The following is a 26,113-nucleotide window of genomic DNA, read 5'->3' as shown; positions in this document are numbered from 1 at the left end:
CGTCATATACACCTTATTGTAAAGAATCTGAAATAAACTGTCTATGTACTTTCGGTTAATTTTTGTGCTGCAATTGACTTATTTTAATAATCAGGATAAAAGTACTAATTTTTAACTTAAAATGGAATATAATATGACAATTATCCAAAACCCTTATTAAAAAATTCCATCAAATAGGAAAAACGTATTGAAATATCCATCTTATATTTTGAAAATTTATGCCTTTTTACCCATTAAACCCTCAGGGGTATAAGGTAATTCTAGGTATTAAATTGGAAGTATTTACTAGAATTGAGGTTTCGCGTGTAAAAGAAAAGAAATATTTTTGAAATAATTAACTAACTAAATACACAAAAAACCCGCTGGTTTAACAGCGGGTTTTTTGTGTATATTTAATTGTTCTTAAGTTTTTCGAGTTCAAATAAGAACTTATCATTTAGGACTTTAATATAAGTCCCTTTCATACCAAGTGAGCGAGATTCAATGACACCAGCACTTTCAAGTTTACGAAGTGCGTTTACAATTACGGAACGTGTTATTCCAACTCTGTCTGCAATTTTTGAAGCAACCAGCAGACCTTCTTTGCCATTCAATTCTTCAAAAATGTGCTCAATAGCCTCTAGTTCACTATATGATAAAGAACTGATCGCCATTTGAACAACCGCTTTGCTTCGTGCTTCACCTTCGATTTCCTCAGCTTTTTCACGAAGGATTTCCATACCTACAACCGTTGCGCCATACTCGCCAAGAATAAGGTCATCATCGTGGAACTGCTCTTCTAAGCGCGCAAGAATCAATGTTCCAAGACGTTCACCGCCGCCGATGATTGGCACAATTGTAGTTAAACCGTTTTTGAAAAGCTCTTTGTTTTCAACTGGAAATGCAGTATATTCACTGTTCACATCAAGGTTCGGTGATGTTTCTTGGATGTTAAAAAGGTTCTTCGTGTATTCTTCTGGGAATTGGCGGTCCTCAAGCATTTGTACCATACGCTCATTCTCAATTTGTTGGTTAATCGCAAAGCCTAAAAGTTTGCCTCGGCGGCTAACAACAAAGATGTTCGCCTCGATTACTTCACTAAGTGTTTCTGACATTTCTTTAAAGTTTACCGGTTTGCCGGCAGCTTTTTGGAGCAGGGCGTTAATTTTTCTAGTTTTCGTTAGTAAGTCCATTGTTTCTTCCTCCTATTTGCTTCAACAAAAAATACTGTTATTTTTTCATGGCTAGTTTCAATACATAAGCACAATAGGCAGCCTTTATTTGTCTACCCTGTTGCGTATGCAATAAAACGGTAAACCATTAAAAGGCTGTTTGCGCCTGTATTGGTGGTTTTATGGAAATGAACCTTATAAAATGAACTGGCTCAAATCTTTATCCCGAGAAATGGCGCCTAGCTTCTCCTCAACATATTGAGGAGTGATCGCCACTTTCTCTAGATTAATATCGGGTGCTTCGAAGCTAAGATCCTCAAGAAGTTTTTCAAGTATTGTCTGAAGCCTTCTAGCTCCAATATTGTCAGTGTTCTGGTTAACTTCAAATGCCACTTCAGCAATCTTACGTATAGCATCGTCAGAAAATTCAATTTGTATACCTTCAGTTTCCAATAATGCTTGATATTGCTTCGTCAAGGCATTGTCAGGCTCGACTAAAATCCTGTAGAAATCATCGACCGTAAGCTTCGTCAACTCTACCCTGATCGGGAAACGGCCCTGAAGCTCGGGAATTAAATCCGATGGTTTAGCCATATGGAATGCACCAGCTGCTATGAATAAGACATGGTCTGTTTTAACAGGGCCATATTTAGTATTCACCGTTGACCCCTCTACTACTGGCAGGATGTCACGCTGTACACCTTCACGTGAGACATCTGCACTGGAACCGCCGGAATTCTTGCTGGCAATCTTATCGATCTCATCAATGAAGATAATACCCGCCTGTTCTGCACGGAATGTTGCTTCCTGCGTCACTTCATCCATATCAATAAGCTTTTGAGCTTCTTCGTTGATCAATACCTTCCTTGCTTCACGTACAGGCAGCTTGCGTTTTTTTCGTTTTTTGGGCATCAGGCCTCCCAAAGCATCCTGCATGTTCATGCCCATCTGCTCCATGCCAGATCCCTGAAGCATGTCGAACATCGACGGTGCCTGCTCTTCAACCTCAACCGTGATTAGTTCATCCTCAAGTTCGCCTAGTTCAAGCTTCTGCTTGATTATTTTGCGCTTCTCATACAATCCTAAGTCTTCTGTCTGGTTTGTTTCCTGGTCAGTCTGGTTTCCACCGCCAAACAGCATTTCCAAAGGGTTCTTATAGTTCGCCGATTTTTTTGCAGAAGGAACGAGAAGCTCGACTAAACGGCGGTTAGCATTTTCCTCTGCAGGCTCTTTAACACGCTGCATTTTTTCCTCTTTTACAAGTCTGATCGATGTTTCTACAAGATCCCTGACCATTGACTCTACATCGCGGCCAACATATCCAACTTCGGTGAATTTGGTCGCTTCAACCTTTACAAAAGGCGCACCTACCAGTTTCGCCATTCTTCTGGCAATTTCAGTTTTACCTACCCCTGTTGGTCCTATCATCAAGATATTTTTAGGAATTACTTCATCTCTAATATTCTCAGCAAGTAAGCCCCTGCGGTATCTATTCCTTAGAGCTACTGCAACAGCTTTTTTAGCATCCTTTTGGCCGACAATATATTGATCGAGCCTTTCTACGATTTGCCTTGGAGTTAAATTGGTTGTCTGTTTCAATCTAAACACTCCTTTTCCGTTACAGTTCTTCTACGATTATATTGTGGTTAGTGTACACACAAATGTCAGCAGCAATTTCCAATGAGGATTTTGCTATTTCCTTCGCAGTCAAATGGTCGCCAGCGTATTGCTTTAGAGCCCTGCCAGCAGACAAGGCATAATTCCCGCCTGAGCCGATGGCAAGGATACCGTCATCAGGCTGAATTACTTCACCAGTGCCTGAGATCAAGAGCATGTCTGTTTCGTTCATGACGATCAGCATTGCTTCAAGTGTTCTAAGCACTTTATCGCTCCTCCATTGCTTCGCAAGCTCTACAGCTGCCCTTTGGAGATTGCCATTGAATTCCTCAAGCTTTCCTTCATACATCTCAAACAATGTAAAAGCATCAGCAACAGAACCAGCAAATCCGGCAATTACTTTACCATTAAACAACTTTCTTACTTTCTTTGCTGTATGTTTCATCACAACTGCATTTCCAAAGGTTACTTGACCATCGCCTGACATCGCGCATTGGCCTTTATGCTGTACGGCAAATATCGTTGTAGAGTGGAATTCTGACATCCCTTTGTCCTCCTTCTGGCTTATGCCCTCGGGTGATGTGACATATAGATATTTCGTAAATGCTCTTTCGTAACATGCGTGTAGACTTGCGTTGATGAGAGGAACGCATGGCCTAGCAATTCTTGAACCGTCCTCATGTCCGCACCATTGCTCATCATATGGGTTGCAAACGAATGGCGGAGTTTATGCGGATGGATTTTACCGGTCAGAGTAGACTTTTCAATCAATTTATTTAATATTTCCCTTATGCCCCGGTCCGTCAAAGGTCCGCCGCGAAAATTAACAAATAAATAATCGTGATCTTCTTTTTTTCGAAGATCAGGTCTTCCATTCAATATGTACTCCTCAAGTGCGTCATGAGCAAAGCTGCCGAAAGGAACATACCTTTCTTTTTTTCTTTTCCCGTGAACCAATACAGTTGAAAGCGATAAATCTACATCTTTCATCTGGATCTTACAGCACTCACCAACCCGGATTCCCGTGGCATAAAGCAATTCGAGAATGGCCTTATTCCTTTTACCTAAAGCTGTTTCAGTTTCACATGCCTTAAATAACTCTGAGAGCTCCTCCTCATAAAAAAAGTCTGGAAGACGTTTTTCTAATTTTGGGATTGAAACAAGCGAAAACGGATTATCATTAACAATTCTTTCCCGCAGCAAAAACTTGAAAAAACTTCGCATACAGGAAATCTTGCGAGCTACTGACTTTCTCGACAGCTGCTCGTCAAATAATTTGGTCAGGTAAATCCTCGTATCAGAGTACTCGATATCATCCAGACTATTCAGTCCTTGTTCAGACATGAACATGAAAAATTCCCTAATATCATGTTGATAATGTTCAATAGTATATTGTGAGTAATTTTTTTCGATTTGTAAATATTCTATAAACAACTTTAAAGAATTGTTCACATTTGATTCCATTTCGTCACCTCACAAGGGCTACTAAATAGTAACATATTTAAATAGCCCTCGCAATAAAAATTACAAATTTTTCACAAATTTCTGAATTGTTTCTAATGCTCGTGTAGCATGTTTTTCGTTGCGTTCTTGCTTGCCTCTGATTTTCTCAGGCAAATCAGGGAAAAGTCCGAAATTTGCATTCATAGGCTGGAAGTTTTTCGCATTGGTCGTCGTGATATAACGAGCCATGCTTCCCATAGCTGTCTCATGAGGGAATTCCAATGGTTCTTCTCCAGAAACAAGTCTTGCTGCATTAATTCCAGCAATCAAACCACTGGCAGCAGACTCAACATATCCTTCCACACCAGTCATTTGTCCTGCGAAGAAAAGATCTTGTCTGTTTTGGAACTGATACGTAGCTTTTAAAACCTTTGGAGAATTGATGAATGTGTTCCTGTGCATAACACCATAGCGAACAATTTCAGCATTCTCCAGTCCAGGAATAAGCTGAAGCACTTCCTTCTGTGGTCCCCATTTCAAATGCGTTTGGAAACCTACAATATTGTAAAGTGTACCCGCAGCATCATCCTGGCGCAACTGGACCACTGCAAAAGGACGCTTCCCAGTTTTCGGGTCTTCAAGACCAACTGGTTTTAAAGGACCAAACAGCATCGTCTTTCTTCCTCTTTGAGCCATCACCTCGATTGGCATACAGCCTTCAAAGAAAATTTCTTTCTCAAATTCTTTTAGCGGCACGGTTTCAGCTGTGATCAAAGCTTCGTAAAAACGATCGAACTCCTCTTCGGTCATTGGACAGTTAAGATAAGCAGCTTCCCCTTTATCATATCTTGATTTCAGGTAAACCTTGTCCATATCGATGCTGTCTTTTTCAAGGATTGGCGCAGCGGCATCATAGAAGTACAGATATTCTTCACCAGTCAGCGCTTTTAACTGCTCAGATAGCGCCGGGCTAGTCAATGGTCCGGTAGCGATGACAGTAGGTCCTTCTGGAATTCGAGTAATTTCTTCATTAATAACAGTCACATTTGGATGCTGTTTTACTCGATCCGTTACGTACGCAGCGAACTCATGACGATCAACAGCCAATGCGCCCCCCGCAGGAACTGCACATGCATCTGCAGCACCGATAATCACTGAATCAAGCATTCTCATTTCTTCTTTCAAAACACCGACTGCATTCGTTAATGTATTAGCACGCAATGAGTTACTGCAGACTAATTCAGCAAATTTATCTGTATGATGAGCCGGCGTCTGTTTAACAGGTCTCATTTCATATAAGTTAACTTTAATGCCTCTTTGAGCCAACTGCCATGCTGCTTCACTGCCTGCAAGGCCGGCACCGACGACATTTACTGTTGCTTCAGTCATATCCTTTTCCTCCAGTAGCTATTAAAAAATTGTTCAAAGGTTCATCAAAAGATTTATTATATCATCTGCCTGCACATAAATCTTCTATTATATACTTCAATCTCCATTACTTTTCCCTGATACTTGTATCATTTTGCACTTTACTTTACGAAAAAGAAAGAAAAAAGTTTCAAATCAGCTTAAAATCAGCGTATCAGGTGCGTTTTTCTTAGCTTAAACCCTAAAAACAAGCACAAAGAGTGAGCCTAAGGCTCACTCTAGCTTTGTGGTTCTTCTTTATAATCACATTCGGTACATTGCACCTGCACGCCTTTTTTAAGTTTCTTTTCGACCAGCAGTTTGTCACATTTAGGGCAGCTGCGTGCCAGCGGCTTATCCCATGATAGGAAGTCACACTCTGGGAAGCGATCGCAGCCGAAAAAGATTCGGCGCTTCTTGCTTTTTCGCTCGATGATGTTTCCTTCCTCGCATTTCGGGCATTTTACCCCAATATCTTTTACAATTGCCTTCGTATTGCGGCAATCAGGAAAATTGCTGCAGGCCATGAATTTGCCGTATCTTCCCATTTTGAATACCATTGGGCTGCCGCATTGGTCGCAATCTTCACCAGCTGGTTCGTCCTTGATTTCAACTTCCTGCATTTCCTTTTCAGCCTTGGCGAGATGCTTTTCAAAATCTTGATAGAACTCATCAATAACATTCACCCAATTGACTTTTCCATCTTCGACATGATCCAGGTCCTGCTCCATTTTGGCTGTGAATTCGAGGTCAAGTATATCCGGAAAAAATTCTCTTATCAAGCCATCAACAATTTCACCTAGCTCTGTTGGAACAAAGCGCTTATTATCTAGCGATACATATCCTCTTTTCTGAATCGTATCTAGTGTTGGAGCATATGTTGACGGACGGCCTATTCCCTGTTCCTCTAGCGTCCTTACCAGCCGTGCTTCTGTATACCTTGGCGGCGGCTGAGTAAAATGCTGCTTTGGTTCGATGTCTTTCTTAACTACCTCGTCGCCTTCCTTTAAATCCGGCAGGAATTTATCCTTTTCTTCTACTTGGTCATCGGAACCTTCAACGTATACCTTCATGAATCCTGAAAATTTAACTTTTGATCCAGTAGCCCTGAAAGTAACATCACCATTCTTAAGATCTACGCTCATCGTGTCCATGATCGCCGGTGCCATTTGGCTGGCAATGAAACGTTCCCAAATCAGCTTGTAAAGCCTGAACTGGTCACGTGACAGGAATTCCTTAACCTTATCCGGCACTTTCATCGTGCTCGTAGGCCGGATGGCTTCATGAGCATCCTGGGTATTTGACTGCTTCTTTTCTTTCCGGGTTTCTGTCTGTACAAAATTTTGCCCATACTCGCCTATGATGTACTGGCTTGCTTCAGCCTGCGCAACCTCAGAAATCCTTGTAGAATCGGTTCTCATATAAGTGATCAATCCAACTGTACCTTCTTTGCCAAGATCAATCCCTTCATACAGCTGCTGTGCGAGCATCATCGTTTTCTTTGCACGGAAGTTTAGCTTGCGTGCTGCTTCCTGCTGCAATGAAGAAGTGATGAATGGAGGTGCTGGATTACGTTTTCTCTCTTTCTTCGTCACCGAAGCAACCTTGAATTTACTTCCCTTCAGCTGACTTAAGACGTTGTTGACATCCTGTTCAGATTTCAATTCTGCTTTTTCGGAACCAATACCGTAAAACGAAGCTTCAAAGGCATCTTTTCCTTTTAGGAAGTCTGCACCGATCGTCCAATACTCTTCCGGTTCGAAATCAAGTATTTCTTTTTCCCTGTCAATGATCATTCGCATCGCGACAGATTGGACACGTCCCGCGCTTAAGCCCTTCTTGACTTTTTTCCACAATAGCGGACTGATGTTATATCCTACAAGCCTGTCTAATACTCGTCGAGCCTGCTGTGCGTCTACCAGATCCATATTGATTGAGCGAGGGTGTTTAAAGGATTCCTTAATTGCATCCTTCGTGATCTCATTGAAGACGACCCTGCAATCTGAATGTATATCGACATTGAGAGTGTGGGCAAGGTGCCAGGCAATCGCTTCCCCTTCTCTGTCGGGGTCAGCCGCGAGATAGATTTTTTTTGCTTTTTTCGCAGCAGATTTTAATTCTTTCAAAACAGGGCCTTTGCCTCTGATCGTAATATATTTAGGATCATAATTATTTTCTACATCGATACCCATCTGGCTCTTTGGCAAATCGCGCAAGTGGCCCATTGAAGCTTTAACCTTATATTTTTTTCCTAGATAACGCTCAATCGTCTTTGCCTTTGCAGGGGATTCAACGATTACTAAAAACTCTGACATCCAATTGTCCTCCTTAGAGGTATAAAATTATCATTATTATTGTCTACAAAGCTTAACATTGTCAAATTGTACCACTAAGTAAACGTTTTCATCTTATTTGGGGATTTTAAAATACCTGATGCAAAATGTATAACAGAATGAAAATTATTTCAACCTTTTTGTTGTAAATTTTATATAAATGAGAAGAAAACTTGAAAAAAAGGCAACAATATTGATGAATTATATATGGTTTTTTTAATATCATTCCATATTATCTTTTCAGATCCTCTAGAATCTCTTTGGAATTTCTGATTAGTTTTGCTCCTTGCTGAATTAATTCATGGACTCCGTCAGAGTTTGGTGTCAATATGCTTCCCGGAACAGCAAAAACTTCGCGTCCTTCATTCAATGCAAATTCTGCGGTGATCAATGAACCACTCTTTTTTTGCTTCAACCACGAGTGTCCCTTTCGCTAACCCGCTTATTATTCTATTTCTCATAGGAAAATGCCACTTTTCCGGAATTGTAGCAGGTGGATATTCGGAAATGACTAATTGATTCTGCAACATAAACTCTGCCAGCTTCATATTTTCCTTTGGATAGATATGATTAAATCCTCCTGCAATGACGCCGATTGTTTTCCCTCCGAGCTTGATTGCCGTTTTATGTGCATAGGCATCAATTCCTTTTGCAAGGCCGCTGACAACGACTGTTTTTTTCTCGATTAGTTCTGGAAACAAATAATCGATTGTTTTCAGCCCATAATCGGACGCATCACGGGAACCTACTACTGCCAGAATTTTTTTTGAGTTTAACAGGGTGAGATCGCCTTTTGCGAAGAGCACCCAGGGCGGCTGGTATATCGTCTTAAGGCATTCAGGATAGATATTGTCGAAAAAAGTTATAAGATGGATATTTTTCGATGCATATTCGGAGAGAAGTCTGTCGACTGGCAGGTCATGTGGGTTAGTTTGGGGACTGTTGGAGTGGTGTGATGAAAATGAAAAATAATTTTTTTCTTCATATATATTATCATGCAAAGAATCCGATTTTAGCATGGCGTATATAGCTTTCCAGCTCGAATGCTTGCCATGGATCAGTGTGATCAATTTGCTTTTAAGATGATCCATATTTACCCCCAGAATTGTTTTTCAGATTAATAAACAGTCCCTCTATACAGAGGGACTGTCCATCAGAATAACTTAGTGTGTTTTACACTTGTCGTATAAGCCTTGTTCCTTCAATACGCCAATCAGTGTTTCACCCATTACAGAAGGAGTGTCTGCAACTTTGATGCCGCACTCGTTCATTACACGGATTTTTTCATCCGCTGTACCTTTGCCACCGGAAATGATTGCACCAGCATGGCCCATGCGCTTTCCTGGAGGTGCAGTTCTTCCGCCGATGAAGCCCACTACTGGTTTAGTCATGTTTGCCTTGACCCACTCAGCTGCTTCTTCCTCAGCAGTACCGCCGATTTCACCGATCATGATGACAGCATATGTTTCTGGGTCTTCATTGAATGCCTTTAGGACATCGATGAAGTTTGTTCCGTTAACAGGGTCTCCACCGATACCTACTGCAGTAGACTGGCCGATTCCAGCTTGTGTCAACTGATGTACTGCTTCGTAAGTCAATGTTCCAGAACGGGAAACAACGCCAACATGGCCTTTAGTGTGGATATATCCTGGCATGATGCCGATTTTGCATTCTTCAGGAGTGATAACCCCTGGGCAGTTAGGGCCTACAAGGCGAGTTTTCTTGCCTTCCATGTAGCGCTTCACTTTTACCATATCCAGAACAGGAATATGTTCAGTGATACAGATTGCTAAATCTAAGTCTGCATCAACTGCTTCGATGATTGCATCGGCAGCGAATGGAGCAGGTACATAGATGACAGAAGCATTAGCACCTGTAGCATCAACAGCTTCTTTTACTGTGTTGAATACAGGAACGCCTTCTACTTCAATACCGCCTTTGCCTGGAGATGTTCCTCCAACAATTTTTGTACCATATTCAAGCATTTGTTTTGTATGGAAAAGGGCTGTAGAACCCGTAATACCTTGAACAATGACCTTTGTATCTTTATTAATGAATACGCTCACGTCAAATTCTCTCCTTTCGATCCTACTTAACTAATGAAACGATTTTTTCAGCGCCGTCTGCCATTGATTCAGCAGCAATGATATTTAAGCCAGATTCATTCAGAATCTGTTTTCCAAGATCTACGTTAGTACCTTCAAGGCGAACTACAAGAGGAACTTCCAGTCCAACTTGCTTAGCTGCTTCAACTACACCAGTAGCGATAACGTCGCACTTCATTATGCCGCCGAAGATATTAACAAAGATACCCTTAACATTCGGATCTGAAAGGATAATTTTAAATGCTTCTGTTACTTTCTCAGCAGTTGCACCGCCCCCAACATCAAGGAAGTTGGCCGGGTCTCCGCCGTAATGCTTGACGATGTCCATTGTTGCCATCGCAAGACCTGCACCGTTAACCATGCAGCCGATGTTTCCATCAAGGGAAATATAGCTTAGGTCATACTTTGAAGCCTCGATTTCCTTTGCATCTTCTTCCTCAAGGTCACGGTATTCAAGAATATCCTTTTGGCGGTATAGAGCATTCGCGTCAAAATTCAATTTAGCATCAAGCGCCATAACCTGTCCGTCGCCTGTAACAACAAGCGGGTTGATCTCTGCGATTGAGCAATCTTTTTCAATATAAGCGTTGTAAAGACCCATCATGAACTTAACAGCTTGGTTTACAAGTTCTTTAGGGATGTTGATATTGAATGCAATACGGCGAGCCTGGTATGGCATTAGGCCTACAACAGGATCGATCTCTTCTTTGAAGATTTTCTCTGGAGTTGCTTCTGCAACCTCTTCGATTTCCGTTCCGCCTTCTTCTGAAGCCATTAGTACAACACGGGCAGTAGCACGGTCAAGAACAAGTCCTACGTAGTACTCCTTCTTGATGTCACAGCCTTCTTCGATCAGCAGGCGCTTAACTTCCTTGCCTTCTGGTCCAGTCTGGTGAGTAACCAATGTTTTCCCTAAGATTTCAGTTGCATATGTACGCACTTCATCAAGGTTCTTTGCTACCTTGACCCCGCCAGCTTTACCCCTTCCGCCAGCATGGATTTGAGCTTTCACGACGACAACTGATGAACCTAGCTCTTGCGCTGCTTCAACAGCTTCCTCAACTGTAAAAGCTACCTTTCCATTCGGTACTTTTACCCCATATTTTCTGAGGATTTCTTTTCCTTGATACTCATGGACATTCATTTCCCATCCTCCTATCTATTAGAAAAGAGTGCACATCTAAGAGGATCTACAAGCTTTCCTCACCCGCATCTAGCTTTTCTAAGTAGAAAATATAATTCATTTAAATTTTTAAAAAATAGACTGCGCTTTCATTTTATATAATGAAATATTGATTGTCTACCTTTATGATTTAAATATTTTGCCATTTTAAATATTGCAAAAAAGTATCACCCTGATAAAAAGGAAGCATAAAAAGCCGAGATTTAGCCTTTTCTCGACTTTTAAGGAGATAAATGAGCTGAAAAAAATTATTTTCTTTCTCTTTATATTTAACATGAAAATATTAATTTAGTTTTTACAATAAATTGTGCCATTTACAAATATGACCTTAAAATGTATAGATCTGTTAAATTACTTTGTTGATTTCCACATCCATTAACAAGGGCTAGAAATCAACAAGGACCTTTAACAGAGTATGTAATAAAATGGATTCCAAAGTCTAAAAATGGATGAATTTACCTAATTTAATATTGATCATAACAGTCTAGTTATTTTGGTTTTCCCGCCTGCTGGTCAAGCCTGTAGATAAAAGAAAACACTTCAGCAACTGCCTGGTATAGCTCCTCAGGTATACGCTCATTCAACTCAAGCTGACTTAGGACTTCTACAAGGGATGGGTCCTGCTGGATCGGTATGTCATGAATTTTCGCTTTTTCAATGATCTGGTCAGCTACAAGGCCCTTTCCCTTTGCCATTACTTTGGGAGAATCATGGGTGGCTGGATTATAACCGAGTGCTACTGCCGTTTTTCGTGTTGATTTCTGAGGTTTCATATTTTGATATCCACCCTGCTGTAATCTTTTTTGCTATACAGTTCTGCCAATTTCTTTTGGTCACCTTGATGCTTAGACACCCCTGGGACCAGGAAATTTACCGATGACAAATGATAACTCACTTCTGCTAGTTTGTTTTTTAACATTGGCAAGAGCTGATCTGCCACTGTTTTTAATGAAGGATGCTGATTGATGACCTGCATGCTCAAGATCCGGTTCTGGACTTGCATATCAACAATCGTTTCATCCAAATGCTCGAGTTTCAGATAAAAGAGTACACGGCAAAAATCTGCGTTGATTTTACCGTCTTCCGTTTTTTGGCCGCTCCACTGAACGGTAACCTCAGACATTTTTCCCCCAATGATAAACGGCATTTGCACGATTAACTGCTGGATAGGCCCGGTCTCTTGTGAAAGCAGCTGGAAACCGGTAATCTTGTTTAAAAGCTGCTCTGCAGCCTCCTTAACAGCATGGGGAGGGTTTTCATTTAACAGACGTATCAGGTGCGGTTTCAAACTCTCTGCAGGCTGAGTCTTGTCTTCAATAGAGTCTTTAAAAGCTTCGGCAAGGTCCCGTTCATATGATAGGCCAAGAGATGACAAGAAGGACTTTATTTTTTCAGTTGTGAAGATTGCGGGCTCTTCATCGGAAAGTGCCATACCCTGTTCAGCATTATTGATTGCTTTTTTCAGAAGTTCGCTTTGCTGAATAGATAAACCTGACCTCTCAGCATTACCTGCAGCTTTCAGCAATTCTGCTCCTGCACTTAAAAAATTTTCTTTTTCCGGGAGTAAAATTGATAACCACTTTAGTGCTGACTTAGAATCATCAATTCCTCCTAATACCATCCCCATTAATTGTTTAAATGCCTGCAAGCCTTCCTGTCGATCAGCCTCCTTTACAAGAGAACCTGCGAATAACTGCCGCAACGGATCGACTAGCTCGGTTAAATGCCCATTTTTAAAGATTGTACCTTTAGGATCATCTTTGCTAAAGTTGTCTATTAATTGTTTCGCTAGAGTAATTTCACCCTTTTCTAAAAGGGCAATCAGTTTCTTAGCAAAATGCAGCTCTGCTGGGATTTCGTCTTTCATTATCTCCTCACTTTTCATGTTTGAAAGCATTTGCTGCAAGACCATACTCTCGCTTTTCTGAGCAGGAAACCCAGCAGTTTGCTGGAGCAGTCCAAAGGCAGCTTGCCCTTCTGAATTGTGGCCCTTAAGCCAAGCAGCAGCAATCTGTCCCAACACGTACCTGGCAGCATTTGTTTCATTCGAAGATACAAGCTCGCTCAGCAAGTGTTTAATTTTACTCATTGTATCCGTAGTAGATTCCTGTTCAATTGCTTTTATGAGATTTTCAATTAACAGTGTTATCGATGGCTCTTTATTGGCCGTATATAAAGCGGAAAATGTTGCTTCTGAAAGCGGCAGCCCTCGGGTTAAAATCATTTGGATTGCTTCAAGTCCTGAACTTCGCGGTGTCGCGCTTTTCAGCCATTCGGAAGCCTGTTGCAGGATTTCCCTGCTGACAGGAAGCTGTTCTTTTAAAAAGAACCGTACCAATTCAAGGTTTTCCTTATTCGAGGGCAATGAAAATCCTCCGAGAATCCTGGATAAGCTCTCTTGCTGCTTTCCCTCCTCACTGCCAGTTGCGATCACCTTCAAGCGAACTTTCCCTTCACCTGGCTGGACCTGAAACCAGTATCGTTCATTTGCTGAAAGAGGTGTTTCTAATTGGGCAATCATTTTTTGGCTACCGATTTGAATTTCGGCAATTTGTTCTGGAAAGAGCTTAATGATTTTCCCATTGATAATTTGCCCCGACCGCAGCGACGCAGTTTTTACTTGCTGTGATGGATTATAATTGAATAGACTTTGCAGTACTCCTGTTTCCATGATTCACCTGCTTTATACAAGATGATTCTCGATACATTCTCTTACTGGAGCAAACGTTTTTCTGTGAAACGGAGTGACACCGTGCTCCCTGATTGCTTTCATATGCTCAGCTGTTCCGTATCCCATATTCGCACCGAATCCATACTGAGGGTATTCCTGACTTAATTCCTTCATCAACCTGTCTCTCGTAACCTTGGCTATAATGGAGGCCGCTGCTATTGAAATGCTTCTTGCATCGCCTTTTATTAACGCTTCAAAAGGGAAAGGTGTCTCCAATTTCACTGCATCAACTAAAAGAAAATCCGGTGTGACTCCTAACTGGCTAACTGCTGAAAGCATTGCCTTTTTTGATGCCTGCAGGATGTTTATTTCATCGATTTCAGATGCACTAATGATTCCGATGCCTACTGCCAGTGCTTTGTTATTGATTACTTCAAAATACTCATCTCTTTTCGCTCCAGAGATTTTTTTAGAGTCATTTAGTCCAGGAAGGTAAAAATCTTCAGGCAGAATGACTGCCCCAGCAACTACTGGCCCAGCTAGAGGGCCCCTTCCTGCCTCATCAATACCGGTTATATACTTATAGCCTTCTGCCCTATATTTCTGCTCAAAGGATGTCATTGTGACAAATTGTTCATGCAACTCCATCTTTCGCTGCTTTTGTTTCTCCCACTTGGCAAGCATTCGCTGCACACCTTTTCGCTCATCTTGTTTCAAGGCCACAAGGAAGTCTTCCTCCACGTGATTTGTACCAAATAATTGTTGCTCAATCTCAATAATTGTCCATTTTCCCATAAAAATTCTCCTAATTTTGCTTCTCTTGTATGTATCGGCGATTAAAACGAAAAATAAAGGCCCTGGATCCAGGACCTTTATTTTTCATTTTCATCAATCTCATCAAGTTTTATTAAGTCTTGAGGACGTTCAAAGGATAACGGCCCTAATTTTTCAGTACGGATTTCCCTGATCACAAGTTCCGCGACTTTATCATAGTCAACATAACCGCCTGACATCCTGCAGCCACGAAAATCACCAATAAGGTCAAAAAGCTCGACAACATCTTCTGGCAGCTGTTCTAGCTTGTACCTCTCCTGCAGGCGTTCAGGGTAATGTTTTTCCAAATACCTTAGAGCATAGACAGTTAAGTCCTGAAGATTCAAGAGCGTATCCTTAATCGCCCCAGTAATTGCAAGCTTGACTCCCACTTCTTGGTCCTCAAACTTTGGCCATAGTATCCCTGGAGTATCCAGCAATTCTAGCTCTTTGCCCATCTTGATCCACTGCTGTGACTTGGTGACACCTGGTCTATTGCCTGTCTGTGCTATGTTTTTGCCTGCCAGCCTGTTAATCAATGTGGATTTCCCCGCATTTGGTATTCCCACAATCATCGCGCGGATTGCACGAGGTTTGACACCCTTGGAAATTAACCGGTCAAGTTTATCCTTCAACAGAACCTTTGACTCCTGCACGATCTGCTTCAAGCCTGTTCCAGCCTGTGAGTTAATTGCTAGCGCAGTTATCCCTTTTTGGCGGTAAAAGCGGAGCCACTCATCAGTAACAGCCCTATCAGCCATGTCAGCTTTATTCAATAATACAATTCTTGGCTTATGCTGGATGATTTCATCTATCATTGGATTTCTTGATGAATAAGGAATTCTTGCGTCCACCAATTCAAAAATAACATCAACGAGCTTTAATTTCTCTGTGACCTCTCTGCGAGCTTTGGCCATATGGCCAGGAAACCACTGGATTGTCAAAGCAGCCACCTCCTATCTCTTTTGCCAGCCATCCACTTGCCTATATATTAGGATGAAGGCTATTTCTAGTCTATTGTGCGCAGATCGTCAATAGGCCAGTAGATGACATTTGTCTTTCCTAGCACCTTTTCGAACGGAACCGTACCAATATGACGGCTGTCTTTGCTGAAGCGGCGGTTATCCCCCATCACAAAAAGCTGGCCTTCAGGAACTGTTTCTCTGCCGATCTTCTCTTCAAGGGTAAAAGGATCAGTCAGCGGACCATCTATCACTTGTTTTTTATATTCTTCCAAGTAAGGTTCTGGATATGCCTCTCCATTGACATAAAGTGTGTCATTTTTATATTCGATTCTATCTCCTGGAAGGCCGATCACTCTTTTTATGTAATCTTTGTTTTCCGGCGCATGAAAGACGATGATATCAAATCTCTCTGGTTCGCCTACTTTATAGCTCATCTTGTTTACAATCATACGGTCCTGGTCATGCAATGTCGGCATCATCGACAATCCATCAACAACAATCGGTGCAAATAAAAAATATCGAATAACAGCTGCGAGCACTACAGCAATCAATAGGGCTTTCGTCCATTCCCATAATTCGTTTTTCTTCTTCTCAGCCATTCTTTCCCCACCATTCTAAAATATAGGTTGTTTGAATACATAACTTTATTTTACATAAGTCTGGCAAGATAAACACGAAGGGCAATGATTTTTAAAATAAACTTAATATTGTTTCCCCATTTTTCTTAAAGCTTGAAATAGTCAAAGAGTTGTCTTGCAACATCTTTGAACATTCTAACCCTTACTTGAGTATGAAAAAGGAGCTTGGCTAGGCAAGCTCCTTTTTTACATTCAATCTTATCGGATTTCTTTGATACGAGCTTTTTTACCACGTAGGTTACGTAGGTAGTAAAGTTTCGCACGGCGTACTTTACCGCGACGGATTACTTCTAGCTTCGCAATTTTTGGTGTGTTAACAGGGAAAGTACGCTCAACGCCTACTCCGTAAGAAATTTTACGGACTGTAAAAGTTTCGCTGATTCCACCACCACGACGCTTAATCACTACACCTTCAAACAACTGAATACGTTCGCGAGTTCCTTCGACAACCTTAACGTGTACACGTACTGTGTCACCAGGACGGAAAGATGGAAGATCAGTGCGAAGTTGTGCTTTTGTGATTTCTTCGATTAGTTGTTGCATCGTTTTCATCTCCTCCCACAAATGCTCTTGCAAAACGTTTCATTGCAGCGGAACATCGTTATAAGCGGCATAAGCACTTTCGCTTTTAGCCACAAGAAGTATCTTACCATAAACTAACGGTGACTGCAATATCAATCTTGAAGTTTTGAAAGCTCATCCAGCCATTTTTTTTGCTGATCGGTCAGTTCTGCTTCTTCTAGCAAATCTGGCCGGCGTGCAAGGGTACGCTTAAGGCTTTCCTTCATGCGCCATTCTTCTATTAAACGATGATTTCCTGAAATCAGTACATCAGGCACCTTCATGCCTCGGAAATCAGATGGCCTGGTATAGTGAGGGTGTTCAAGAAGACCCGTGCTGAAAGAGTCCTGGATATGAGATTCTTCACTACCGAGCACTCCTGGCAGCAGGCGCACCACACTGTCAATGACAACCATGGCACCTAGTTCTCCACCTGTCAGAACATAATCACCAATCGAAATCTCATCGGTAATCACATGCTCCCGAATCCGCTCATCATAGCCTTCATAGTGCCCGCAAATGAAAATCAAATGCTCTTCCTTTGCCAGCTCTTCTGCTTTCTTTTGAGTATACCGCTCTCCCTGGGGACACATAAGAATGACACGGGGAGCAGAGCTTTTCGCACGTTTCTTAAGGTCAGCAACAGCGTCAAAAATCGGCTGTGGCTTAAGAACCATCCCCGCCCCGCCCCCATATGGATAATCGTCAACAGTTTGATGTTTATTGTCCGCAAAGTCTCGAAAGTTGACGACATTATATTGAACGGCTTCTTTTTCAGCAGCTTTTTTCAATATCGAGTGCCCGAAAACACCTTCAAACATTTCCGGAAAGATGGACAGGACATCGATGTGCATCATGACAGAAGCCCTTCCATAGGTTCAATCAGGATGATTTTTTCTTTAACATCGACTTTTTTTACGATGTCTCCGATATAAGGAATTAGAATCTCCTTGCCTTTTCCATCCTTAACCACCCAGACATCATTGGCACCAGGAGTTAAAATTTCAACCACCTTGCCGATTTCTTCCCCTTTTGTTGTAAACATCAGGCAGCCGATAATATCCTGGAAATAAAATTCGCCTTCCTCCAGTTTACCACGCTGGGTTTCAGGAACCTTAAGGATTCCGTCCCTTAACTTTTCAACTTGGTTGACATTGTCATAGCCTTCAAATGTCAGCAAATTAAAGTTTTTATGTGTCCTGTGGCTTTTAACAGTAAGCTCGATAGGTTCCTTTGAACCAGGCAAGAATAAAAGCAAAGTATTGCCTACTTTATAGCGTTCTTCCGGAAAGTCCGTTCTAGATATAACTCTTACTTCTCCACGGATTCCATGTGTATTAACAATTTTTCCAACATTAAAATAATTTTCCATACTTGATCACCTCTCGCGTATTTCGGTCACGATTCCGTCTTTCACTATTATAGTCTTTCCCGAAAGGAACTCATCCCATTGATCCCCTTCATTTATTTCGACTAGACCCTGTAATTCTGTTTCTTTAATTTCGCTTCCAAGTGGAAGAATATGTAGTTGCTCTATCTGAAAATCCAACAGTTTAATTTTCTCTTTATGTACCTTGATTTCTTGTTCAAAATGTTTTTTCAAGGTCTCAGGAGGAAATTTTTTGGATTTCTCAAGCTTTTTCAATTCGAATCTTAGCTGGTCGCATTCTTTTTGCAGCTGGAGTTTCCTGGAGTGATATTTTTGGTGGATCCGATCCTTGCTTTCTTCTGTCAGTACTTGTTTGACCACGATTGTTTGCAGTACCTTCAAAGCATTTCCCCCTCACGCCACTATAGCCATAAATCAGAAACGATGAAATTGTAACCTGGTTACGTAATTATATCGTACTTATTAGGCTGTGTTAAACTTGTCTGTTGATTTCCGCGCCAGGCACTCGCTTTCCTCCGGCGGGGTCTCACCTTGCCGCTAATCCCGCAGGAGTCGAGTGCCCTCCGCTACAATCAACAGGTGTTAAATATCAACATTGCCCTATAACACAGCCTAATTTTAAAAAGAAAAAAAGGAGGGTTATCCCCTCCAATCAAAATGCCATTGTACAAACAAGAGCCTGTACCTGCATCAGCATTGCATAAGCAAGCTTAATCATTTTGCTAAAACTAGTTTTAGCGGTTTGAGGAAGTTCGCTTCTTCATTACTGAGCTTTTGGCGGTTATTCGACGATTTCTAAGAAAATCTTCTTTTGCTGTGATGAACCTGCTGCATAGACTACTGTTCGTATCGCCTTTGCAACGCGTCCCTGCTTTCCAATTACTTTGCCCATATCACTTTTGTTGACGGAAAGCTTATAGGTTACGCGCTGATCCTCTTCGTGTACATTTACATGAACATCTTCTGGAAAATCAACAAGGGGTTTCACGATCGTCTCAATTAATTCTTTCATGGGCGCGTCCAACATTACTTGCTAAGCTTAGCGTTGTGGAATTTTTCCATGATACCATGCTTAGAGAACAAGTTGCGCACTGTATCAGATGGTTTAGCTCCATCTTTAAGCCACTTAAGAACTAACTCTTCGTTAAGTTCAACCTTAGCTGGTTGAGCAACTGGATTGTAAGTTCCTACAGACTCGATGAAACGGCCATCACGTGGTGAACGTGAATCAGCTACTACAATACGATAGAAAGGAGATTTTTTTGCTCCCATACGTTTTAAACGAATTTTTACTGCCATTTTAAATAAGCACCTCCGAATAGTTTCACACAAGATAGAATAATACCAAATTGAAAACAGCTTGTAAAGGTTTTTTTCTTTACAGCATGATTTTTCCTAAAATTACTTGTTAAAAAGGGTTGAAAGGCAATTTGAATCCGCCTTTTTTCTTGCCTTTTTGCTGCATGTTCGTCATCTGTTTCATCATCTTTTTCATGTCTTCGAACTGCTTGAGCAAGCGGTTTACTTCCTGGATGGATGTACCGCTGCCCTTGGCGATGCGCTTCCGCCTGTTGGCATTGATGATTTCAGGATGCGTTTTTTCATTCTTCGTCATCGACTGGATGATCGCTTCTACATGAGAGATCTGTTTTTCATCGATTTGAAGATTGTTCATGCCTTTGATTTTATTTGCGCCTGGCATCATTTTTAGGATTTCATCCAAAGGCCCCATTTTTCTTACCTGGCCAAGCTGGTCCAGAAAATCTTCAAGGGTGAATGATGCAGTCCGCATTTTTTTCTCAAGCTCTTTTGCTTTTTCCTCATCGACGTTCGCCTGGGCTTTTTCAATAAGGGTAAGCACATCGCCCATACCTAGGATACGGGATGCCATCCTCTCAGGATGGAAAGGTTCAAGAGCGTCCAGCTTTTCGCCTAAACCGACAAATTTTATTGGCGTGTTTGTCACGGCACGAATTGAAAGTGCAGCACCGCCTCGTGTATCGCCATCAAGCTTTGTCAGTACAACACCTGTAAGCCCAAGCTGTTCATTGAAGCTTTGCGCCACATTCACAGCATCCTGACCTGTCATCGCATCGACTACTAGGAAGATTTCATCTGGCTTTGAGAGCTCTTTTATCTGCTTCAGCTCATCCATCAGATTTTCATCAACATGCAGACGGCCTGCTGTATCGATTAGAACATAGTCATTATGGTCTTCTTTGGCCTTAGCGATTGCCTGTTTGGCAATTTCAACGGGGCTGACCTGGTCACCTAACGAAAATACCGGCATGCTTAACTGCTTGCCCAGCGTTTCCAGCTGTTTGATCGCAGCTGGACGATAAATATCCGCTGCAACAAGCATAGGCTTTCGGTTATATTTTTTGCGCAGAAGATTGGCAAGCTTACCGGTTGTGGTCGTTTTACCTGCACCTTGAAGTCCGACCATCATTATGACTGTCGGTGGTCGGTTGGAGGCTGCAATCTTGCTTTGCTCGCCGCCCATCAACTCGGTTAATTCTTCTTTAACTACTTTAATAACCTGCTGGCCGGGAGTAAGACTTTTTACTACTTCCTGACCGATTGCCCGTTCAGTGACTTTTTTTACAAAATCTTTTACTACTTTAAAGTTAACGTCGGCCTCAAGCAGCGCCAGACGGACCTCTCGCATCATTTCTTTTACATCCGCTTCTGTTACCTTGCCTTTTCCGCGGATTTTTTGCATTGTATTTTGCAGTCGGTCGGCCAATCCTTCAAATGCCATTTCATGCGCCTCCCTAGTCTAATTTCTCAAGCTCGGCTACCATTTCACTTAAAACCTGATTGTCCGGACTATCACCCATGAGATCTTTCATTTTTGAAATCAGCTCACTGCGCTTCTGGAATTTCTCGAACAATAACAGCTTCGCTTCGTATTCCTCAAGCATCGCTTCCGTCCGTTTGATGTTGTCGTATACAGCCTGGCGGCTAACATCATACTCTTCGGCGATTTCGCCAAGGGAATAGTCATCAAGATAGTAAAGAGCCATGTAACTGCTTTGTTTAGGAGTTAATAATGCCTGATAAAAATCGTACAAATAATTCATGCGGTTCGTTTTCTCAAGCATTTCGATTCCCCCATGTTAAGTCAAATACCTTTACATAAAGACAGTTTACACACGTTCAACTTTTCTGTCAAGAAAAGTTCTTTACAGCAAGATGCTGGTAAATCAGTATTATTCAGCGTTTTTTTCTTCCTCTTCCAGATCTGCGAACAGCCCGTAAACGTATCTTTCAGCATCGAATTCCTGCAGGTCATCCATCTTTTCACCAAGACCTACGAATTTAACCGGAATGTCGAGTTCATTTCGAATCGCAATGACGATACCGCCTTTAGCTGTGCCATCAAGCTTAGTAAGGACAATCCCGCTAACTTCTGTTGTTTCTTTGAACGTTTTCGCCTGGATCAATGCATTTTGCCCTGTCGTTGCATCAAGAACCAGCAGCACTTCATGCGGTGCACCTGGGACTTCACGTTCGATAACGCGTTTAACCTTTTCTAGTTCCTTCATCAAATTGACCTTATTTTGGAGGCGGCCAGCTGTATCGCAAAGCAAAATATCAGCTTTACGCGACTTAGCAGACTGTACCGCGTCATACATGACAGCAGCCGGATCCGAGCCTTCAGCTTGCTTGATGACATCCACGCCTACACGTTCTCCCCACACCTCAAGCTGTTCGATTGCCCCTGCACGGAATGTATCGCCCGCAGCAAGAAGTACATTTTTGCCTTCACTCTTGAATTTATGTGCCAGCTTTCCGATGGTCGTTGTTTTGCCAACACCATTCACCCCTACAAATAAAATGACTGTCAAGGCGTTTTCCTGGATGTTCAGGTCAAAAGATTCATCGCTGCCACCCTGGTATATGTCGACTAGCTTTTCAGAGATGACCGCCTGGACCTCTTTTGTATCCTGGATATTCCGGCGCTTTACTTCTTTCTTTAGCTCCTCGACCAATTTCATGACCGTGTCAAAACCAACATCGGCCTGAATTAAAATTTCCTCGAGTTCTTCGAAGAATTCCTCATCTACTTTTCGGTAGCGGGAAACTAAGTCATTGACCTTTCCTGAAAAACTATCTCTCGTTTTCGTTAAGCCCTCTTTGAATTTCTCGGTAACACTCTCTGTCTGCGTAGTTAATTTTTCTTTTAATTTCTTAAAAAAACTCACGGTTCCATCGCCTTTCTAATTACGATTTTACTAGTTCCTTTGAATCCTCAAGCCGGACTGACACAAGCTTGGAAACTCCTGATTCCTGCATTGTGACACCATAAAGGACATCCGCTTCTTCCATAGTGCCCTTGCGGTGAGTAATCACGATAAATTGCGTTTCAGCACTGTACTTCTTCAAGTATTGACTGAATCTGTATACATTGGCCTCATCCAATGCAGCTTCTACCTCATCGAGGATGCAGAATGGCACAGGTCGGACCTTTAGGATCGAGAACAAAAGTGCGATTGCTGTCAAAGCACGCTCTCCGCCAGAAAGGAGCCCAAGGTTTTGCAGCTTCTTGCCCGGAGGCTGCGCCACAATCTCTACACCAGTATTAAGCAAATCGTCTGGCTGGGTAAGCTTCAAGTCAGCTCTGCCACCGCCAAATAACGCCTGGAAAACAGATTCAAAATGTGAGCGGATCGCAGTGAAGGTTTGCTCAAATCTCTTCTTCATTTCAATATCCATCTCTTCAATGACCAGGAAAAGTGTATCCTTTGCTTCTTGAAGGTCATTCTTTTGCTCCAGCAAAAATTCATACCGTTCTGAAACTCGCTCGTATTCTTCTATGGCGCCAAGGTTCACTGTGCCGAGTTCTTCGATAGCCAGCTTGATAAGCTTGACCTTTCTTCTCGCTTCATCAGCCGGAATCATTAATGGATACTGTTCTTTTGCCGCCTCATAGGAAAGAAGATATTCTTCACGAAGATGCGCAAGCTTATTGTCTAGTTCGACGTCTAGCCTGTTAAGCTTCACTTCCTCATCCTTCAGTACTTCACTTACGCCTTTTAACAGCCTTCTTAATTCCTTTGATTCCAGTTCCTGGTCTTCAAGCTTATTTTGCAGCTCAAGGCGTTCGTTCCTTCTAGAAGCTATAAGCTTAAGAGTTTCATTTTTATCCTGAAGTTTTCTTTTTGCTGCTTCTTCAAGCTGCATTTCACCAGATGAACTGTCAGTCATTTCGGATGAAAGCAAGGATAGATCCTCTTTATAAAGCTCCAGTTTTTTTGTTTGATCGTCAGCTTGCAATATGGCTGAATCAAGCTTTTCCCTCACATGGAAAAGCTGCTCCTTCTTGGCTGCAAGACTTATCTTTAAATCGCTGATTTCAGTTGCCAGACTTTCCTTTGAAGTAGAATTCGAGGTTTTCAGCTCCGTCAGCCGGACTATTTCCTTATCAAATCCTTCTAGGTCATCCTGGTATTTACCTAACATTTCCGAAAGCTGAAGCAATCTTTCTTCAAGCTTCACCTTGTCTGAATCGAGCTGGATTTTCTCAGAGTCATAGACAGATAAGCGTTCATTGATGTTTTTCTGTTCCAGCTCTACTTCACGCAAATCGCCTTTAAGTGTTTGCTCCTTCAGACGGAGGTCTTCACCTTTTTTCCGCAGCTCCTCCAGCTTTGTTTCGCTGGATTGCACCTCAGATTTCAATGACTTGACACGCGATTCGAGCAAGCTTGTCTTTTCTTCCATTTCAACAAGTTTTTTGGTCAAATCTTCAAGCTCTCCTTTACGGCTAAGAAGTGAAGAAGATTTTTGCTTTACAGCTCCGCCAGTCATCGAACCTCCAGGATTGACAACATCACCTTCAAGAGTGACGATCCTGCTGCGGTATTGCAGGATTTTGGCAATCTCATTGGCGCCTTTTAAATCCTTGGCAACGACAACATTGCCTAATAGACTTTTCACAACATCCGCATATTTTTCATTGAACTGAACTAAATCAGCGGCAGTACCGATATATGATTCATGACTGGAAAGCATCGTAAGTTGTGACACAGCCAATGCTTTCCCTTTAATGATACTTAGCGGCAGGAATGTTGCCCTTCCGAACGATTTTTGCTTAAGGTATTGGATTGCTGTTCTCGCATTCTCTTCATTTTGCACAACAATATGCTGCATCGCGCCTCCTAGAGCCGTCTCGATTGCTGTTTCATATTGTTTAGGCACTTGAACAAGCTCAGCAATCGCTCCTTCAATACCCTTCAGGCGTCCATCCCTCGCCTTTAATACCTCTTTTACTCCCTGGAAAAAGCCGGAGTAATCTTCTTCCATTTCCTCAAGCATTTCTTTTTTTGATTTTGCCTGCTGTAAAAACTGATACGCCTGATAGAGTGTTTTTTCCTGTTTTTGATAATTATTTTTTAAGGATTCAAGCTTCCTTTGTTCGTCATAATAAAGCTTTGTCTGCTCATCAAGCTCCTGTTGTGACGCTGCAACCTTTTGCTCAGTCTCGGCTTTCTTTTTGTTTATTTCATCACGTACAGAAACATAACGGTCATTTTCACTGTCAAGCCTTGACCCTTTTGAGGACTGCTGCTGGAGCTGCTGCTCAATATAGATCTTTTCGTTTTTGGCGTTTGCCTGCTGGTTCAAGACTTCAATGTAATCGCTCTTGATCGAATCGATTTTCTGCTCAACATCTTCGCTGTATAGCTTCAGCTGCTCTTGCTTTTCTCCAAGCTTCTTCTGCAGTTCTGCTGCCTCTTGAGTAAGCTCGGCAGCATTCCTCTCATATTCTCGCCTCTGTTTATCCAGATGGTCGATGGAGGCAGTCAGTTCTTCAATATTCTTCTCGAGCTGCCCTTTATTCTGTGAAGCGTTCTTCTTTCGTTCCTTCAGGACTTCTTTTCTTCCTTCCAGCTTTTCGAGCTCCTCGCTTGCATGCAGAAGAACATTTTGGAGATCGCTTACTGATTCATCCAATGCCGCTAAATGATCGCGCATTTTTTCAATTTCCGCTTCTTTTTTCTGCAGCTCTGAAGACTGTTTAATTTCATCTTCCTTATGCTGCTCGAGCTGTTTGGACAGCTTTTCCCAGCGGCTATGCAATTCCTCAACTTCATATGCAGTCAATGCAACTTCAATTTTTTCTAATTCTTCTTTTTGCTGAAGAAAATCCTTCGCAATCGAAGCCTGAATCTTTAAAGGTTCAACCTGGCCTTCAAGTTCATGGATGATATCCGATACCCTGTTCAAATTCTCCTGTGTTTCAAACAGCTTGCTTTCGGCTTTCTTTTTCCGGGATTTATATTTAAGAACACCAGCTGCCTCTTCAAATATCGTCCGGCGATCCTCTGGTTTGCTGTTGAGTATTTCTTCAACTCTTCCCTGGCTGATGATTGAGAAGGCTTCACGGCCAAGACCAGAGTCCATAAACAAATCGACTATATCCTTCAGCCGGCAATTTTGTTTATTAATCAAATATTCGCTGTCCCCTGAACGGTAGACACGCCTTGTTACACTCACTTCATTGTAGTCTAGCGGCAGTGATTGGTCTTCGTTATCCAGAGTTAGCGTTACTTCGGCAAAATTCAGCGGCTTCCGTGAATCGCTTCCGGCAAAAATGATATCCTCCATTTTTGATCCGCGGAGTGATTTGGCTGATTGCTCACCCAAAACCCAGCGGATTGAATCCGTAATATTGCTTTTCCCGCTCCCATTAGGCCCGACTACAGCGGTCACTCCAGGGACAAACTCAACCGAAATCCTTTCAGCAAAGGACTTAAAGCCGACCACATCTAATCGTTTTAAAAACAATATTGCTCTCCCTTTCCAGTAAAAACTTATTCTAAGCTGTCA

Annotated in this window: 23 protein-coding genes and 1 pseudogene; all 24 read right to left on the bottom strand. The window is 42.0% G+C overall.

Annotation, left to right across the window (positions count from 1 at the left end; translation table 11 throughout):
- Positions 1–392 precede the first annotated feature (392 nt).
- Positions 393–1,172 carry a GTP-sensing pleiotropic transcriptional regulator CodY gene (gene codY / locus AABM38_RS08725; protein ID WP_423410023.1) on the bottom strand — a complete coding sequence of 260 codons (780 nt, stop codon included), beginning with the start codon at positions 1,170–1,172 and terminating at the stop codon, positions 393–395.
- Between the two features lie 174 nt (positions 1,173–1,346).
- The gene (hslU, locus tag AABM38_RS08720; protein ID WP_423410022.1) at positions 1,347–2,750 is read right to left on the bottom strand and encodes an HslU--HslV peptidase ATPase subunit; all 1,404 of its coding nucleotides are present in this window, start codon (positions 2,748–2,750) and stop codon (positions 1,347–1,349) included.
- 19 nt (positions 2,751–2,769) lie between these two features.
- Positions 2,770–3,312, bottom strand: coding sequence for an ATP-dependent protease subunit HslV (hslV, locus tag AABM38_RS08715; protein ID WP_423410021.1), 543 nt, complete (start codon positions 3,310–3,312; stop codon positions 2,770–2,772).
- Positions 3,313–3,332: 20 nt separating this feature from the next.
- Positions 3,333–4,232, bottom strand: coding sequence for a tyrosine recombinase XerC (xerC, locus tag AABM38_RS08710; protein WP_423410020.1), 900 nt, complete (start codon positions 4,230–4,232; stop codon positions 3,333–3,335).
- 60 nt (positions 4,233–4,292) lie between these two features.
- Positions 4,293–5,600: an FADH(2)-oxidizing methylenetetrahydrofolate--tRNA-(uracil(54)-C(5))-methyltransferase TrmFO gene (gene trmFO / locus AABM38_RS08705; protein WP_423410019.1), complete on the bottom strand. Its 1,308-nt coding sequence runs from the start codon at positions 5,598–5,600 to the stop codon at positions 4,293–4,295.
- A gap of 257 nt (positions 5,601–5,857) precedes the next feature.
- Positions 5,858–7,933 carry a type I DNA topoisomerase gene (topA, locus tag AABM38_RS08700; RefSeq protein ID WP_423410018.1) on the bottom strand — a complete coding sequence of 692 codons (2,076 nt, stop codon included), beginning with the start codon at positions 7,931–7,933 and terminating at the stop codon, positions 5,858–5,860.
- 250 nt (positions 7,934–8,183) lie between these two features.
- A pseudogene (gene dprA, locus AABM38_RS08695) lies at positions 8,184–8,970 on the bottom strand (DNA-processing protein DprA).
- A 144-nt stretch (positions 8,971–9,114) separates the two neighbouring features.
- A complete protein-coding gene (gene sucD / locus AABM38_RS08690; RefSeq protein ID WP_423410017.1) occupies positions 9,115–10,017 on the bottom strand; it encodes a succinate--CoA ligase subunit alpha in 903 nt (300 codons plus the stop codon).
- A gap of 22 nt (positions 10,018–10,039) precedes the next feature.
- On the bottom strand, positions 10,040–11,200 hold the full coding sequence (sucC, locus tag AABM38_RS08685) for an ADP-forming succinate--CoA ligase subunit beta (RefSeq protein WP_423410016.1): 1,161 nt from the start codon (positions 11,198–11,200) through the stop codon (positions 10,040–10,042).
- A gap of 527 nt (positions 11,201–11,727) precedes the next feature.
- Positions 11,728–12,012: an EscU/YscU/HrcU family type III secretion system export apparatus switch protein gene (locus tag AABM38_RS08680; RefSeq protein WP_423410015.1), complete on the bottom strand. Its 285-nt coding sequence runs from the start codon at positions 12,010–12,012 to the stop codon at positions 11,728–11,730.
- On the bottom strand, positions 12,009–13,910 hold the full coding sequence (locus AABM38_RS08675) for a hypothetical protein (protein ID WP_423410014.1): 1,902 nt from the start codon (positions 13,908–13,910) through the stop codon (positions 12,009–12,011). Before AABM38_RS08675 ends, AABM38_RS08680 begins: the two co-directional genes overlap by 4 nt.
- 12 nt (positions 13,911–13,922) lie before the next feature.
- Positions 13,923–14,705, bottom strand: coding sequence for a ribonuclease HII (locus tag AABM38_RS08670; protein WP_423410013.1), 783 nt, complete (start codon positions 14,703–14,705; stop codon positions 13,923–13,925).
- 77 nt (positions 14,706–14,782) lie between these two features.
- Positions 14,783–15,667, bottom strand: coding sequence for a ribosome biogenesis GTPase YlqF (gene ylqF, locus AABM38_RS08665; RefSeq protein ID WP_423410012.1), 885 nt, complete (start codon positions 15,665–15,667; stop codon positions 14,783–14,785).
- A 65-nt stretch (positions 15,668–15,732) separates the two neighbouring features.
- Complete coding sequence (lepB, locus tag AABM38_RS08660; protein ID WP_335375002.1) at positions 15,733–16,287, bottom strand: signal peptidase I; 555 nt, start codon at positions 16,285–16,287, stop codon at positions 15,733–15,735.
- Between the two features lie 237 nt (positions 16,288–16,524).
- Positions 16,525–16,869, bottom strand: coding sequence for a 50S ribosomal protein L19 (rplS, locus tag AABM38_RS08655; protein ID WP_041964491.1), 345 nt, complete (start codon positions 16,867–16,869; stop codon positions 16,525–16,527).
- Between the two features lie 131 nt (positions 16,870–17,000).
- Positions 17,001–17,744: a tRNA (guanosine(37)-N1)-methyltransferase TrmD gene (gene trmD, locus AABM38_RS08650; RefSeq protein ID WP_423410011.1), complete on the bottom strand. Its 744-nt coding sequence runs from the start codon at positions 17,742–17,744 to the stop codon at positions 17,001–17,003.
- Positions 17,741–18,259, bottom strand: coding sequence for a ribosome maturation factor RimM (rimM, locus tag AABM38_RS08645; RefSeq protein WP_423410010.1), 519 nt, complete (start codon positions 18,257–18,259; stop codon positions 17,741–17,743). The genes trmD and rimM overlap by 4 nt, the downstream gene beginning before the upstream one ends.
- Positions 18,260–18,265: 6 nt before the next feature.
- A complete protein-coding gene (locus tag AABM38_RS08640; protein WP_335375005.1) occupies positions 18,266–18,658 on the bottom strand; it encodes a YlqD family protein in 393 nt (130 codons plus the stop codon).
- A gap of 400 nt (positions 18,659–19,058) precedes the next feature.
- A complete protein-coding gene (locus AABM38_RS08635; RefSeq protein ID WP_125479141.1) occupies positions 19,059–19,289 on the bottom strand; it encodes a KH domain-containing protein in 231 nt (76 codons plus the stop codon).
- 14 nt (positions 19,290–19,303) lie between these two features.
- Entirely contained in the window at positions 19,304–19,576 is a 273-nt protein-coding gene (gene rpsP, locus AABM38_RS08630) for a 30S ribosomal protein S16 (protein WP_207498460.1), read from the bottom strand.
- 109 nt (positions 19,577–19,685) lie between these two features.
- A complete protein-coding gene (gene ffh / locus AABM38_RS08625) occupies positions 19,686–21,038 on the bottom strand; it encodes a signal recognition particle protein (RefSeq protein WP_423410009.1) in 1,353 nt (450 codons plus the stop codon).
- Between the two features lie 13 nt (positions 21,039–21,051).
- Positions 21,052–21,381 carry a putative DNA-binding protein gene (locus tag AABM38_RS08620; RefSeq protein ID WP_423410008.1) on the bottom strand — a complete coding sequence of 110 codons (330 nt, stop codon included), beginning with the start codon at positions 21,379–21,381 and terminating at the stop codon, positions 21,052–21,054.
- A 108-nt stretch (positions 21,382–21,489) separates the two neighbouring features.
- Positions 21,490–22,485, bottom strand: coding sequence for a signal recognition particle-docking protein FtsY (ftsY, locus tag AABM38_RS08615; protein ID WP_423410007.1), 996 nt, complete (start codon positions 22,483–22,485; stop codon positions 21,490–21,492).
- 19 nt (positions 22,486–22,504) lie between these two features.
- Complete coding sequence (gene smc, locus AABM38_RS08610) at positions 22,505–26,071, bottom strand: chromosome segregation protein SMC (RefSeq protein WP_423410006.1); 3,567 nt, start codon at positions 26,069–26,071, stop codon at positions 22,505–22,507.
- Positions 26,072–26,113 lie beyond the last annotated feature (42 nt).

It is taken from the genome of Heyndrickxia sp. MSNUG, assembly GCF_049532715.1.
Lineage (GTDB): Bacteria > Bacillota > Bacilli > Bacillales > Cytobacillaceae > Mesobacillus.
This window is presented reverse-complemented; position numbering and strand designations above follow the sequence as displayed.

Coding starts and splice junctions, on each gene's coding strand:
- codY (WP_423410023.1), bottom strand. CDS start 1,172: ATGGACTTACTAACGAAAACTAGAAAAATTAACGCCCTGCTCCAAAAA.
- hslV (WP_423410021.1), bottom strand. CDS start 3,312: ATGTCAGAATTCCACTCTACAACGATATTTGCCGTACAGCATAAAGGC.
- xerC (WP_423410020.1), bottom strand. CDS start 4,232: ATGGAATCAAATGTGAACAATTCTTTAAAGTTGTTTATAGAATATTTA.
- trmFO (WP_423410019.1), bottom strand. CDS start 5,600: ATGACTGAAGCAACAGTAAATGTCGTCGGTGCCGGCCTTGCAGGCAGT.
- topA (WP_423410018.1), bottom strand. CDS start 7,933: ATGTCAGAGTTTTTAGTAATCGTTGAATCCCCTGCAAAGGCAAAGACG.
- sucC (WP_423410016.1), bottom strand. CDS start 11,200: ATGAATGTCCATGAGTATCAAGGAAAAGAAATCCTCAGAAAATATGGG.
- AABM38_RS08680 (WP_423410015.1), bottom strand. CDS start 12,012: ATGAAACCTCAGAAATCAACACGAAAAACGGCAGTAGCACTCGGTTAT.
- AABM38_RS08675 (WP_423410014.1), bottom strand. CDS start 13,910: ATGGAAACAGGAGTACTGCAAAGTCTATTCAATTATAATCCATCACAG.
- AABM38_RS08670 (WP_423410013.1), bottom strand. CDS start 14,705: ATGGGAAAATGGACAATTATTGAGATTGAGCAACAATTATTTGGTACA.
- lepB (WP_335375002.1), bottom strand. CDS start 16,287: ATGGCTGAGAAGAAGAAAAACGAATTATGGGAATGGACGAAAGCCCTA.
- rplS (WP_041964491.1), bottom strand. CDS start 16,869: ATGCAACAACTAATCGAAGAAATCACAAAAGCACAACTTCGCACTGAT.
- trmD (WP_423410011.1), bottom strand. CDS start 17,744: ATGATGCACATCGATGTCCTGTCCATCTTTCCGGAAATGTTTGAAGGT.
- rimM (WP_423410010.1), bottom strand. CDS start 18,259: ATGGAAAATTATTTTAATGTTGGAAAAATTGTTAATACACATGGAATC.
- AABM38_RS08635 (WP_125479141.1), bottom strand. CDS start 19,289: ATGAAAGAATTAATTGAGACGATCGTGAAACCCCTTGTTGATTTTCCA.
- rpsP (WP_207498460.1), bottom strand. CDS start 19,576: ATGGCAGTAAAAATTCGTTTAAAACGTATGGGAGCAAAAAAATCTCCT.
- ffh (WP_423410009.1), bottom strand. CDS start 21,038: ATGGCATTTGAAGGATTGGCCGACCGACTGCAAAATACAATGCAAAAA.
- AABM38_RS08620 (WP_423410008.1), bottom strand. CDS start 21,381: ATGCTTGAGAAAACGAACCGCATGAATTATTTGTACGATTTTTATCAG.